The following is a 12,871-nucleotide window of genomic DNA, read 5'->3' as shown; positions in this document are numbered from 1 at the left end:
AATGGTGCGGTGACCTATCGGTTCCTGCGCCTCGTCCTGTCGCTCCTGGTGTACGTGCTGCTGCGCCCCCAGGTGACCGGGCTGCACAACATCCCGCGGCGCGGCCCGGTGATCCTGGCGAGCAACCACCTGTCGTTCATCGACTCGATCATCATCCCGCTCGTCGTGCCCCGGCACGTCACCTTCATCGCTAAGGCGGAGTACTGGACGGGCCGCGGCCTCAAGGGCCGGGTCTCGCGCTGGTTCTTCACCACGATGGGCCACATCCCCGTGGACCGCGAGGACCCGCGCGCCGGCCAGCGGTCGCTCGACGACGCGCTCGTCGTGCTCAAGCGCGGCGGCGCCTTCGGCATCTACCCCGAGGGCACGCGCTCCCGCGACGGCAAGCTGCACCAGGGGCACACCGGCGTCGCCTGGCTGGCCCTCGCGGGCTCCGCGCCCGTCGTCCCGGTGGCCCTGCGCGGCACCGACAAGGTGCAGCCCGTCGGCAAGCGGCTCCCGCGCCCGACCCGTGGCATCCAGGTGCACTTCGGCGCCCCGATCGACCCGTCGCGGCAGCTCACCGCCGGGGCCCGCCCGGCCCAGGTGCGCCGGGAGCTGACCGACCACGTCATGTCGTCCATCCACAAGATGAGCGGCCAGGAGCTCGCCGCGTGACCCAGCCCTCGCCGCACGGCGAGGAGGTGCAGCGCCTCTTCGACACGGTCCCCGGCTACTACGACCGGATGAACCGCCTCATGACGCTGGGGCGCCACGCCGCCTGGTGCCGCGACGTCGCGCGCCGGGCCCAGCTGCCCGACGGCGGGTCGCTGCTCGACATCGCCACCGGCACCGGCGTCATCGCCCTCGAGGCGGCCCGCCGGTACCCCGGCGCGACGATCCACGGCGTCGACTTCTCCGAGGGGATGCTGGAGGGCGCGCGCGCCAAGCCCGGCGCCGACGCCGTGACCTGGCAGTTCGCCGACGCGAACGCCCTGCCCTACGACGACGCCTCCTTCGACGCCGTCACGCACGGCTACCTGCTGCGCAACGTGGAGAACGCCGAGCGTGTGCTGGCCGAACAGCTGCGGGTGCTCAAGCCCGGCGGCCGCCTCGCGCTGCTCGAGACCTGCCCGCCGCGCGGGCTGCTGCGCGTGCCCGTGACGCTGGGCGTGAAGGTCGTCGTCCCGCTGCTCGGGCAGCTCGTCGCGCGCGACAAGGAGTCGTACACGTACCTCGAGGAGACGACCCTGGGGTTCATGTCGCCCGAGCAGGTCGCCTCGATCCTCTGGCGGCTCGGGTTCGACGACGTCACCTGGCGCCGCCGGTTCCTCGGCACCCACATGATCGTCAGCGCCCGCAAGCCATAGCTGCGGGTTCCCCCGGGCGGGGGAGGCGCACGGCCGCGTCGCCGGGAAGACTGGCGGGCATGACGGCGCGGACGACGGCGGGCGGAGGGCGGCGCACGCTGCGCTGGGCGCTGACGCCGCTGACCAGCGCGTCCACGGTGCGGGCCGGCGTGTACCTCGTCATCGGCGGCGTGCTGGCGGGTGCGTACGTCGCGCTCGCCGCGGGATTCGTGCAGATGTTCGCCGACCCGGCGACGCCGCGGGTCGCCGTCGGGGTGCTGGCCCTGGTCACCGCGGTGATCGTGGGCTCGCCGCCGTTCCTCGCCCCCGTGCGGGCGCTGGAGGTCGCCGCCGTGCGCACGTTCCTCGACGTCGACGCGCGCACCCTCCCCGACCCGGTCGGGTCGCCCACCGTCGCGACGCGGTGGCGCGGGGCCGCGTGGTTCGCGCTGCATCTCGTGCTGGGCGCGCTGGTCACGCTGGGGCTGCTGGTCGCGGTGCCGCTGGCGACGCAGCTCGTGCTGTCCGCCTTCGGCGTCGACCGGGCGTTCCTCGTGGACGTCTCCCCGGCGCTCTCGCAGCACCCCGCCTGGTGGGTGGCCCTGGCGGTGCTCCAGCTGCTCGCGCTGCCGTACGGCACGGCGCTGGCGCGGCGGCTGCTGCGACAGTCGGCCGAGCCGCTGCTCGGCCCGGACCAGACGGCACGCGTCGCCGAGCTCGAGGCGCGGGCGGACCGGCTCGCCGAGCGCGGGCGCCTCGCGCGCGAGCTGCACGACTCCGTGGGGCACGCCCTGACCGTGACGACCCTCCAGGCGGCGGCCGCGGCCCGGCAGGTCGAGGCCGACCCGGACGCGGCGCGGCGGTCGCTCGCCGCCATCGAGGAGGCGGGCCGGTCCGCGATGGCGGATCTCGACCACGTGCTGGGCCTGCTGCGCGCGGGCGACGACGCACCGGCTGCCGCGACCCGCGCGCCCGCGCGCTCGCTGGACGACCTGCCCGCGCTCGTCGACGACGCCCGCCGCGCCGGGACCGACGTCGGCCTCGAGCTCGGCGACGGGGCGACGGGCGCGCTGCCGCGCGCGACGTCGCACGAGGCGTACCGCGTGGTGCAGGAGGCGCTGACCAACGCCGTCCGGCACGCCCCGAGCCGGCCGGTGACGGTGCGGGTGTCCGTCGCCGACGGTGCCCTCGACGTCGAGGTGGCGAATCCGCTGGTGGAGCCTGTCGAAACCCCGCTCGCCGGATCTCGACAGGCTCAATCGCCGGACTCGATCGGCGGGCGTGGCCTGCGCGGCATGGCGGAGCGCGTCCGCCTGCTGCGTGGCGACCTCGCCGCCGGGCCGGACGGCGGCGCGTGGGTGGTGCGGGCGCGGTTCCCGCTCGACGACGGCGGGGCGCCGCGCCCGCACCGTCCTTAGCGCGTCGCGGCCAGCTGCGGGTAGACGGCCTCGAGCGGGGCCGAGAGGCCGGCCTTGGCCTGGACGGAGGTCTCGTCCGCCAGGACCTCCAGCTTGCCGGCCTCGGTCGCGTCGAGCACCGTCGAGACGAGCACGGCGGGGTCGAGCTTCGGGTCGGTGGTGGCGGCCGCCATGGCGGTGTCGACCCACCCGACGTGCACCCCGACCACCTGGACACCGGCGGGCTGGAGCTCGAGCCGCAGGGAGTTGGTCGCGGACCACAGCGCGGCCTTCGTGGCCGAGTAGATCCCGCCGACGGCGTACCAGGCGAGGGCCGAGTGGATGTCGATGATCGCCGCGTTCCCGCCCCGGGCGGACAGGAGCGGCGCGTAGGCGCGGGCGAGGAACAGCGGGCCGAGGAAGTTGGTCTCCACGTTCCGGCGGATCTCCTCGTCGGTGTGCGTGAGGATGCCCATGCTGGACACGCTCGCGCCGGCGTTGTTGATCAGCACCGTCACGTCGGGGGCGGCCTCGACGGCCGCCCGGACGGAGGCCGGGTCGGTGACGTCCAGGGTGAGCGGCACGACGCGCTCGTCGTCCCAGTCGCGGGGGGTCCGGGCGGTGGCGTACACCTTTGCGGCGCCGCGGGCGAGCGCCTCGCGGACGAAGTGGGTGCCGATGCCGCCGTTCGCGCCGGTGACGAGGACGACGGCGCCGTGGAGCGAGGTCATGGTGGTTCCTGTTCTCTGAGGGGGTCGGTGGTTGCGGGCCTGGGGGTCAGGCGTGGGTGAGGACCGGGTAGTCGGTGTACCCGGTGGCGCCGCCGGTGTAGAGGGTGGCCGGGTCGACCTCGTTGAACGGCGCGTCCTGCTGGAGCCGCTCGACGACGTCCGGGTTGGCGAGGGCGAACCGGCCGAGCGGCTCGACGTCGGCGAGCCCGGCGTCGATGTCCGCCCCGATGCCGTCGCGCTCGCGCCCGTACCGGACGACGAGGACCGCGGTCGGCCACACGTCCCGGAAGGACCGCAGAAGCTCGTCGTCGCCGAGGTGGTGCACGTGCAGGTAGCCGAGGTTCAGCGGGGCGAGCTCGCCGACGAGGTAGCGGTACTGGGCACGCACGGCCTCGGCGTCGCCCTCGTCGAGACCGCCGAGCGGGAACGCGGGGGAGATGCGGATGCCGGTGCGGTCCGCGCCGATCTCGTCGGCCACGGCGCGCGCGACCTCGATGACGAACCGCGCCCGGTTCTCGACCGACCCGCCGTAGGGGTCGGTGCGCTGGTTGGCGTTCGGGGCGAGGAACTGGTGCAGCAGGTACCCGTTGGCGGCGTGGATCTCCACCCCGTCCGCCCCCGCGGCGACGGCCGAGGCCGCCGCGTGCCGGAACTCGCCGATCACGTCCTGGATCTCCTCGCCGCTGAGCTCCCGCGGCACGGGCGTCTTCTGGGGGCCGGTGGGCGTGTAGATGTCCTGGTCGGCGGAGATCGGCGACGGCGCGACCGGCTGCCGGTGGTGCGGGGTGTTGTCCGGGTGGGAGATCCGGCCGACGTGCATGAGCTGGACGAACAGGTGGCCACCGCCCGCGTGCACGGCGTCGGCGACCCTCCGCCACCCGTCGACGTGCTCGGGCGTGTAGATGCCCGGGGTGTTGACGTACCCCTGCCCGTCCTCCGACGGCTGCGTGCCCTCGGTGATCAGCAGACCCAGGGAGGCCCGCTGGCCGTAGTACTCCGCGGCGAGCTCCCCGGGGGTGCCGTCGGGGTGGGCGCGGTTGCGGGTCATGGGGGCGAGCGCGAGCCGGTGCGGCAGCTCCAGCTGGCCGAGGGCGAGCGGCTGCCAGAGAGAGGGGGAGGTCATCCGTGCGGTTCCTTGTCGTCGAGCGGGTCGTCACTGCCTGCGGCGCAAGACCGTGGTGGTCCGGCACCGGGGTGGGAGGATGACCAGGGCCGTATCCGAGCCCACGCGACAGTGACTACACTCAAAACTGAGGCGAGTCAGAGACTATTCCCGGGAGGACCGATGCCGGTGGCGCCCCAACCGCTCGGGCGACGCGAGCGGAACAAGCAGGCCAAGCTCGAGCGCATCACCGCGGCCGCGAGCGAGCTGTTCGCCGAGCGCGGGGTCGACGACGTCACCACCCAGCAGATCGCGGACGCGGCGGACATCGGCACCGGCACCCTGTTCCTGTACGCGAAGACCAAGGGCGAGCTGCTGCTCCTGGTGCAGAACGCGCACTACTCCGCGGCGCTCGAGCGTGGCCGCGCCGCGGCCGCGGACGCACCGACGGTGCTGGACGGGGTGATGGCCCTGGTGGAGCAGATCGCGGAGTGCAACCGCGTCCAGGTCGACAACGGCCGCACCTACCTGCGGGAGATGGTCTTCGGCGACCCGAGCGAACCGCACCACGCCGAGGCGCTGGCCATCGTCGCCCGGACGGAGGAGGCCGTCGCCGATCTTCTGACGAGCCGGGCGCAGGTGCCCGCCGCGCAGGCGGCGACGTTGGCCCACGTCGTCTCGGCCATCCTGTTCGTGGAGCTGGGCGCCAGCCCGAACGCGGGCGCGAGCATCCCAGAGCTCCTCGAGAGCATCCGCACGCAGGTGGCCGCGATCCTCCCTCGCTGACCCGGGGCGGTCACGGGGCGAGGAACCTCGCGGCGACGGGGGCGAAGGTCTCCCAGTTCTGGAAGATGCCGCCGTGCCCGGAGTTCGGGTAGATGATCAGCTCGGATCCCTTGATCCGCTGGTGCAGGTCGGCCGAGAGGATCGAGGGCACCATGCGGTCGTGGTCGCCGTTGGCGATCAGGGTGGGCTGGGTGATCACCGACAGGTCCGACGGGGCGGAGCGCCCGTACCGCTGGATGGCCTTCAGCTGGGTGCGGAACGCCGTGAGGCTGATGTCCTTGTCGCGGTCGACGGTGCGCTCCTGGAGCCGCGCGACGAACGCCTTCCCCGCCCGCTTGCCGTCCTTGTCGCGGGGGAAGAACAGGAACTCCTTCGGGTCCGACCGGGTGAGGGTCGCGCGGAGGACGTCCCAGTAGGTCACGCCCACGACCTTGTCGATGTTCCTCCCGCCGCGGGGCCCCGTGCCGGTGAGGACGAGCCTGCGGACCAGGTCGGGGTGCTTGACGATCAGGTCCTGCGCGATCATCCCGCCCATCGAGAACGCGAAGACGTCGATCGTGTCGAGGCCGAGCGCCGTGACGAACGCGTAGGCGTCGTCGGCCGCCTCCTCGATGGTGCCGGGGACGGTGCCGGACGAGGCGCCGACGCCGCGCTGGTCGAACGTGATCACCCGACGGGTCTGCGCGACGGCGTCCACGAGGCGCGGGTCCCAGTTGTCGAGGGTCGCGGCCAGGTGCACGAAGAACACGACGGGGATCCCGTCGTCCGGGCCGAGCTCGCGGTAGGCGAACGTGACGCCGCCCGCGGTGACCGACCTGGTCGGGGCGTGCGCGTACGAGGTGATCGGTGCCTCGGTGCTGTCGGTGTCGTCGGTGCTGCTCACGATGGTGGCTCCTTCGATCGGTCGTCGAACCGTTCTGCTGGTGGCCGCTGCGGCCCGGCGGAGGATCAGGGGCCGGTGACCACGACCTTGCCGCGGAGGCCGCCCGCGCCCAGGGCGTCGAGGGCCTGCGGGGTCTGGTCGAACGGGAGGGTCTTCCCGACCACGGGGCGCAGGACGCCGTCGTCGACGAGCGCGGCGATCTGCCGGAGCTGCTCGCCGCTGGCGTGCATCCACAGGAACTCGTAGGTCACGCCCAGCTTCGTGGCCTGCCGGCGGACCTTGCGGCTCAGCGCCGCGATCGCCAGCCGCAGCACCGGGTTCAGCCCCTTCTCCCTCGCGTAGGCCGGGTCGGGCGGCCCGGCGATCCCGATGACCTTCCCGCCCGGGCGCAGGACGCGGAGCGACCCGGCGAGGTTGTCGCCGCCGAGGCTGTCGAGGACCAGGTCGTAGCCGGAGAGCTCGGCCTCGAAGTCCTGGGAGCGGTAGTCGACGACGACGTCCGCCCCGAGGTCGCGGACGAAGTCGGCGTTCTTGGCGGAGGCGGTGGTCGCCACGTGGGCGCCCAGGTGCTTGGCGAGCTGGATCGCGATCGACCCGACGCCCCCGGCGCCGGCGTGGACGAGGACCTTCTGCCCGGGCTGCACGTTCCCCCTGACCACGAGCGCCTGCCACGCGGTCAACGCCACCAGCGGCAGGGACGCCGCCTCGACGGGGCTGAGCCGCGCGGGCGCGTGGGCGAGGTCCGCCTCGTCGATCGCGATGCGCTCGGCGAACGTCCCGATCCGGCCGTCCCGCGGCCGGGCGAACACCTGGTCGCCCGGCCGGAACCCGGTCACGCCGGCGCCGACGCGGATGACGGTGCCGGCGACGTCGTGCCCGAGCGTCAGGGGGGTCTTGGCCGGCAGGATCGCCTTGAACTCGCCCTCCCGGATCTTCTCGTCGAGCTGGTTGACGCCCGCCGCGGTCACGCGGACGAGCACGTCGTGGTCGCCGACGCCGGGCTCCGACACCTGCGCCTCGTGGACGGGCTGCTGGTACGTGTCGAACACGAACGCTCGCACGGTCTCTCCTCGGTCGAGTGGTGGCGGTCGGCGGTGCGGGGATCCGCGGCTGCCGAGTTGACTCAAGACTGAGTCTACTCATATATCCCTACCGCCGCCGACGGAGGAGTCGAGGGCGACGGCGTTCGCGGGCGGCCGCCTCCGCCCGCGCCTGCTCCTGCGCCGCCTCCGCGCGCCGGGCCGCGCGGCGCTCCGCCCAGGCGGCGACCGTCGCGTCGACGTCGCGCGGCATGGTGACCAGGGGCGGCCCGGCCGGCGGCTGGTAGCGGCCGCGGCGGACGCGCAGGTTGAACTCCTCGACCTCCTCGCGCACGTCCTCCTCGCTCCACAGCTCGTCGAGGCGCGCGTCGAGCGCGGCGTCGTCCTTGCGCAGCTGGATGGAGGGTGGCAGCAGCACGAGCTTCTCGCGGATCAGCAGCCTCTTCAGCCACCAGTCGGGATCGTGGCGGTCGGACAGGTCGAGCGGCTTGCCGCTGCCGGGCAGGTCGTCGAACTCGCCGCGTTCCATCGCCCTGCGGATCTGCAGGTCGGCGAGCAGCGCGATGGCCACCTCGTCGTCGATCGCGACCGCGTACGGGTTGAAGAACGCGGCGGGCGGGTGCTGGTCGGTCATCGTCCCTCCTGTCCGGACGGGTTACCAGTCAAGTGTATTGTGTCGGCCGTAGGCCAGACGGGAGGGGTCGAGGTGCCGAAGCTGGTGGACCACAGGGAACGACGCGAGGCGATCGCGCAGGCGCTGTGGCGCGTGGTCGACCAGGACGGCTGGACCAGGGCGACCATGCGCGAGGTCGCCCGCGAGGCGGGGGTCTCGCTGGGGCACCTGCAGCACTACTTCCCGTCCCGCGCGGCGCTGCTGGCCTTTGCCATGGAGCTCACCGCCGCACGGACCTCCGACCGCGTCGCGCGGGGGCTGGCCGCGCTCGACCAGCCGCCGCACCCCCAGGACGTGCTGCGCCTGGTCGTCGCGGAGATGCTCCCGCTGCACCCCGACGCCCGCGCGTCGTCCCGGATGAGCGCCGCGTACGTGCTCGAGGCGCTGCACGACCCGGCGCTGCGGCAGCAGGCGGGCCTCGGGCTGCGCGAGGGCCGCGCCATGGTCGAGCGGCTCGTGCGCCAGGCGATCGCGCAGGGGGAGATCGCCCCCGACCGCGACCCCGACGTCGAGACGGACCTCGTCCTGGCGCTGACCGGGTTCACGCCGCTGCTCGAGCTCGGCGTCGTCGAGCCCGAGGCCGCGCTGGCGGCCGTCGACCAGCACCTGGACCGCCTCTTCGCCGGGGCGCCGTGATCCCGTGGGGCGACGCCGCGCCGGGCGTGCGGCAGGATCGTGCGGGTGACCGCCCCCGGTAGCGCCGCCGTCGTCCGTGTCGTCCTCGTCGACGACGAGCGCCTGGTGCGCGCGGGGCTGCGCGTCATCCTCGACGCGGAGCCCGATCTGGAGGTCGTGGGGGAGGCGGGCGACGGGTCCGAGGTGCCGCAGGTCGTGCGCGAGGCGCGGCCCGACGTCGTGCTCATGGACGTGCGCATGCCGCGGGTGGACGGGATTGCGGCCACCCGCGCGGTCGTCGCGACGGGACGGCCGGACGCGCCGGCGCCGCGCGTGCTGGTGCTGACCACGTTCGAGAACGACGACCACGTGCTCGACGCGCTGCACGCGGGGGCGCAGGGCTTCCTGCTGAAGCGGGCGCGCCCGGAGGAGGTGGCGCACGCGGTGCGGGTGGTGGCGCGCGGCGACTCGCTGCTGTTCCCGGACGCCGTCCGGCGGCTCGTCGCCGCGCACGGGCCGGACGCGTCGCCGGGCGACGGGCTCCGGTCCGTCGGCCTCACCGACCGCGAGGCCGAGGTGCTGCGCCTCGTCGCCGCGGGCCTGTCCAACGCCGAGATCGCCGCCGAGCTGTACCTCGGCGTCGAGACGGTGCGCACGCACGTCGGGAACGTCCTGGCCAAGCTGAACGTGCGCGACCGCACCCAGGCGGTGGTGCGCGCCTACGAGTCGGGGTTCGTGCCGCTGCGCCGCTGACGCAGGTCGGCGACGTCGGCGAGCCGCTCGCCGAGCTCCCACCCGTCGGCCCCGCGCACGAGCGGGGCGCCGGGGTCGGGCCGGCCGCGCGCGGGCCGGAGCCTGGCGCGCTCCACCCGCCGGATGGCGATCGCGACGACCCTTCCGGGCCAGCGCGCCGACGCCCGCACGTACACGTCCTCGTCGAGCTGCCCCGCGTCACCGATCAGCAGCCACCGCACGCGCGGGAACGCGATCATCAGCCGGTCGAGGCTGTCGCCCTTGTGCTGCGGCCCGCTGCGGAACCAGCCGGTCTGCGTGGGCCCCCAGTCGGTGAGCAGCAGGGGGCCGTCCGGGAAGCCGTGCCGGTCGAGGAACCGGGCCAGCGTGCCGGCCGTGTTCCAGGCGCCGTTGGAGAGGTAGACGAACGGCGCGTCGGGGTGCTCGGCGGCCAGCCGCCGGTACAGCTCGGCCATGCCCGGCACGGGGCGGCGGGCGCTCGCCCGGGTGACGAACGTGTTCCACGCCGCCACGAACGGCCGCGGGACGGCGGTGACCATCGCCGTGTCGTCGATGTCGCTGACCACGCCGACCGTCGCGTCGTCGCCGACCACGACGACCGGGGCGACGACGGGCGCGGCCGATCCGGGGCGCAGGGCGGTGAGGGTCGCGTCGTGCCGGCCGGGTGCCAGGGGAGCGTCGCCCGGCAGCGGCACCTCGACGTCGACGTAGCCGGCGCGGTCCGTCGCGACGTCGGCGGCGGCGCCACCCACGGCGACGCGCACCGGCTCGCCCGGGGCCGGCAGCGTGAGGTAGCTCCGCAGGGGCCGTCGGTCCGGGTGCCGCACGGGGGAGAGCGGGCCCCTGGTGCGCGACGGCGGCACCAGCAGCACGCGCGCCAGCACCCGCACGCCGCGCGGCGTGCCGTACCCGGTGTAGGGCAGCAGCCGCGGCACCCAGCCGCGGCGGCGCAGGAACGCCCCCGCCACGGTGCACCACCAGTCCTCGACCAGCGCCGCGACGTGGGGCCGCTGCGTGGGCCGCGGGGCGGGGGGGCTGCGTGGCTGGCGGTGTGGCGGGGGCGTGCGGGCCGGGCATGTCCCGATCGTCCCTGTTCCCTCGTGGCGCCGCGCGTCGGGCACGCGGCGCCACGAGGGTCACCGGGGTCCGGCGGGGGTCATTGCGCCTTGACGGTGTCCTGCACGTACTGGAACCACTGGTCCACGAACTGGTCCTCGGTGAGGTTGCCGTACTCCATCTCCTCGGACAGCCGGGCCATCTCGAGCTCGATCTCGCCGTAGCCCTCCACGGGCACCGGCGCGGGCTCGGTCACGTCGTCGGCGTGCTCGTCCTCGTACGTCAGGAGACGGTCGTCCGGGGTGCCGTCGTCCACCGTCATCGCGTCCTTCTGCGCCTGCGTGGAGGGGACGCCCTTGCTCGTGCCGAAGATCTCGCCGACCTGCGGGTCGTTCGTCATGAAGTCGATGAACGCGGCCGCGGCGTCCGGGTGCGAGGAGCTCGCCGACGCCGACAGCATGACGCCGGAGTGCCAGTACATCTTCTTGCCGTCGTCGCCGGTGGGGATGGGCAGCAGCTTCAGGTCGTCGCTGCCGAGCTCCGCGGTGTAGTTCGGCATGAGCGTGTCCCAGTTCGCCTCGGCCACGACCTCCGCCGAGTTCAGGCCCGTCTTGGGCTCGAGCTGCGCCTTGCGCTGCGCGGGGAAGAACGCCTTCTGCTCGCGCAGCGGGGCCCACAGGTCGGCCCACGCCTGGACGTCCTCCTTGGTGAACGCGATCTGCCCGTCGTCGGTGAACGGCGCCTTGCCCTGCTGCACCAGCCACTGCAGGAACCACGGGTTGTTCCCTGTCATGTCGCCGACGGGGTAGACCTGCGGGTCGTGCTTCGCGCCCGCCTCGGCGACGTCGGCGAACCACTGGACCAGGTCGTCCCAGGTGTAGCCGTCGGCGGGCGGCTCGACGCCGAGCTCCTTGAGGAGCTTCGCGTTGTAGATGATCGACTGGGTGTTCAGGCTGACGGGCACGGCGTAGGTCTTGCCCTCGATCTGGCCCGAGGCCAGGGCGGTGTCGTCGACGCCGTCGGTGTCGAGGTTGACGCCGACCTGCCCGTCCAGCTCGGCGAGCTGGCCCGTGGCGCCGTACTGCCGCACGTAGCCCGCGTCCATCTGGACGACGTCGGGCAGGGCGCTGCCCGCGGCCTCCGTGGAGCGCGCGGTCCAGTAGTCGTCCCACGACTGGAACTGCGTCTGGACGGTGATGTTCGGGTGCTTCTCCTCGAAGGCGTCGATCGCCTTCTCGTACCGGGCGGCGCGGTCGTCGTTGCCCCACCACGCGAACGTCAGGGTGATGTCCTCGTCGGTGGAGACCGGGGCGGCCGGGCCGGCGTCGGCGCCGCCGTTCCCGCAGGCCGCGGTCAGTCCCACCGTGACGGCGATGGCGGCGACGGCGCCGGAGAGTCGTGCGAGCTTCATGGTTCCTCCGTCCCGCAGCTCTGCGGGGGTCGGGCCCGGGCGGTCTGGTTGCCGCGGGCTGGTCGGTCGGTGCTGTGGTGCGTCGAACGAACGGGGGGCGTCAGCCCTTGAGGCCTTGGGTGGCGACGCCGTCGACGATGTAGCGCTGGAAGAGGATGAAGAAGAGCATCACGGGCAGCAGGGCGAGGACGGCCATGGCCATCTGGGCGCCGTAGTCGGACACGGATGTTTGGTCGACGTAGAGGCGTAGCGCGATGGGCAGGGGGTAGAGGTCGGGCTTCTTGAGGTAGAGCAGGGGGCCGAGGAAGTCGTTCCAGGACCAGATGAACGCGAAGATGCTGGACGTGATGATGGCGGGGCGCATCAGGGGCAGCATGATCGAGCCGAAGATGCGTCCGTGGCCGGCGCCGTCGATGCGGGCTGCTTCGTCGAGCTCGCGGGGGAGGTTGCGCATGAACTGGACCATGAGGAACACGAAGAACGCTTCCCCGGCGAGGAACTTCGGTGCCAGCAGCGGGATGAACGTGTTCACCATGCCGAGCTCGTTGAACATGATGTATTGCGGGATGATCACGACGTGGAACGGCAGCAGCAGGGTGCCGATCATGATCGCGAAGAAGATGCCCCGGCCGGGGAAGTCGATCCGCGCGAACGCGTACGCGGCGACGGTGGAGGACAGGATCACCCCGACCACCGACGCGACGGCCAGGATCATCGAGTTGCCGAAGAAGGTCCAGAACCCGACCCCGCCGATCCCGGACAACGCGGTGGCGAAGTTGGACAGCGAGAAGTTGTCCGACCACAGGCTGATGTTCCCGATGATCTCGTTGGACGGTTTGAACGAGGACATGAGCATCCACGCCGCGGGATACAGCACCACGATCGTGCAGACGACCATGAACGCGTGGAACCCGACCGACCGGGCCCCCCGACGCCGCTTCGCCGCCTGACGTGAGGAGGTGTCGACCGGGCCTGCCGGGCGGGACCCGCCGCCCCCGGTGGCGATTCCTGTCGCGGCCGCCTGGGCCGACAGAGGCGGTGTCGTGATGTGCGCGCTCATCGGTTGTCTCCGGAGTAGTGGACCCAGGCGTTGGAG

General features: G+C 73.3%; 14 protein-coding genes. 6 read left to right on the top strand and 8 right to left on the bottom strand.

The genetic code is table 11. The features are described 5' to 3' along the window. Nucleotides 1-9: 9 nt before the first annotated feature. Genes AAG589_RS18300 through AAG589_RS18290 form a run of 3 tightly spaced genes read left to right on the top strand, consistent with a single transcriptional unit; the run spans nt 10 to nt 2,746 of the window. A complete protein-coding gene (locus tag AAG589_RS18300; RefSeq protein ID WP_429762715.1) occupies nt 10-657 on the top strand; it encodes a lysophospholipid acyltransferase family protein in 648 nt (215 codons plus the stop codon). After that, nucleotides 654-1,349, top strand: coding sequence for a ubiquinone/menaquinone biosynthesis methyltransferase (locus AAG589_RS18295; protein ID WP_430568728.1), 696 nt, complete (start codon nt 654-656; stop codon nt 1,347-1,349). Before AAG589_RS18300 ends, AAG589_RS18295 begins: the two co-directional genes overlap by 4 nt. Before the next feature lie 59 nt (nt 1,350-1,408). Continuing rightward, nucleotides 1,409-2,746, top strand: coding sequence for a sensor histidine kinase (locus AAG589_RS18290; RefSeq protein WP_430568727.1), 1,338 nt, complete (start codon nt 1,409-1,411; stop codon nt 2,744-2,746). On the opposite strand, the gene AAG589_RS18285 is transcribed toward AAG589_RS18290, so the two are convergent. Beyond that, nucleotides 2,743-3,456, bottom strand: coding sequence for an SDR family oxidoreductase (locus AAG589_RS18285; protein ID WP_430568726.1), 714 nt, complete (start codon nt 3,454-3,456; stop codon nt 2,743-2,745). The genes AAG589_RS18290 and AAG589_RS18285 overlap by 4 nt on opposite strands. Before the next feature lie 46 nt (nt 3,457-3,502). Continuing rightward, nucleotides 3,503-4,579, bottom strand: a complete 1,077-nt coding sequence (locus AAG589_RS18280) for an alkene reductase (RefSeq protein ID WP_430568725.1) — start codon at nt 4,577-4,579, stop codon at nt 3,503-3,505. 162 nt (nt 4,580-4,741) lie between these two features. Here AAG589_RS18280 and AAG589_RS18275 point away from each other — a divergent pair, with 162 nt between their 5' ends. Then, nucleotides 4,742-5,344, top strand: a complete 603-nt coding sequence (locus AAG589_RS18275; protein ID WP_430568724.1) for a TetR/AcrR family transcriptional regulator — start codon at nt 4,742-4,744, stop codon at nt 5,342-5,344. 10 nt (nt 5,345-5,354) lie between these two features. Here the strand turns inward: AAG589_RS18275 and AAG589_RS18270 are convergent, their stop codons facing one another. From AAG589_RS18270 to AAG589_RS18260, 3 genes are all read right to left on the bottom strand, one after another. Next, the gene (locus AAG589_RS18270) at nt 5,355-6,227 is read right to left on the bottom strand and encodes an alpha/beta fold hydrolase (RefSeq protein WP_430568723.1); all 873 of its coding nucleotides are present in this window, start codon (nt 6,225-6,227) and stop codon (nt 5,355-5,357) included. Nucleotides 6,228-6,292: 65 nt separating this feature from the next. Further along, nucleotides 6,293-7,288, bottom strand: coding sequence for an NADP-dependent oxidoreductase (locus tag AAG589_RS18265; protein WP_430568722.1), 996 nt, complete (start codon nt 7,286-7,288; stop codon nt 6,293-6,295). A gap of 88 nt (nt 7,289-7,376) precedes the next feature. Beyond that, nucleotides 7,377-7,901 (bottom strand): DnaJ family domain-containing protein, encoded by a 525-nt coding sequence (locus AAG589_RS18260; RefSeq protein ID WP_430568721.1) that lies wholly within the window; start codon nt 7,899-7,901, stop codon nt 7,377-7,379. A gap of 72 nt (nt 7,902-7,973) precedes the next feature. Between AAG589_RS18260 and AAG589_RS18255 the strand changes: the two genes are divergently transcribed. Beyond that, nucleotides 7,974-8,576, top strand: coding sequence for a TetR/AcrR family transcriptional regulator (locus AAG589_RS18255; RefSeq protein ID WP_430568720.1), 603 nt, complete (start codon nt 7,974-7,976; stop codon nt 8,574-8,576). Between the two features lie 45 nt (nt 8,577-8,621). Then, a complete protein-coding gene (locus AAG589_RS18250; RefSeq protein ID WP_430568719.1) occupies nt 8,622-9,308 on the top strand; it encodes a response regulator transcription factor in 687 nt (228 codons plus the stop codon). Here the strand turns inward: AAG589_RS18250 and AAG589_RS18245 are convergent. The 3 genes from AAG589_RS18245 to AAG589_RS18235 all read right to left on the bottom strand — a co-directional run bounded on the left by AAG589_RS18245 (nt 9,275) and on the right by AAG589_RS18235 (nt 12,835). Continuing rightward, the gene (locus AAG589_RS18245; RefSeq protein WP_430568718.1) at nt 9,275-10,276 is read right to left on the bottom strand and encodes an App1 family protein; all 1,002 of its coding nucleotides are present in this window, start codon (nt 10,274-10,276) and stop codon (nt 9,275-9,277) included. The two genes, AAG589_RS18250 and AAG589_RS18245, sit on opposite strands and share 34 nt — an antisense overlap. Before the next feature lie 188 nt (nt 10,277-10,464). Then, a complete protein-coding gene (locus tag AAG589_RS18240) occupies nt 10,465-11,775 on the bottom strand; it encodes an ABC transporter substrate-binding protein (RefSeq protein ID WP_430568717.1) in 1,311 nt (436 codons plus the stop codon). 100 nt (nt 11,776-11,875) lie between these two features. After that, nucleotides 11,876-12,835 carry a carbohydrate ABC transporter permease gene (locus AAG589_RS18235; RefSeq protein WP_430568716.1) on the bottom strand — a complete coding sequence of 320 codons (960 nt, stop codon included), beginning with the start codon at nt 12,833-12,835 and terminating at the stop codon, nt 11,876-11,878. Nucleotides 12,836-12,871 lie beyond the last annotated feature (36 nt).

The sequence above is a fragment of the Isoptericola sp. F-RaC21 genome, from assembly GCF_038593535.1.
In the GTDB taxonomy this organism is placed as follows: domain Bacteria; phylum Actinomycetota; class Actinomycetes; order Actinomycetales; family Cellulomonadaceae; genus Isoptericola.
Note: the sequence above shows the minus strand (reverse complement) of the source record. Positions and strands in the feature narration are given on the sequence as shown.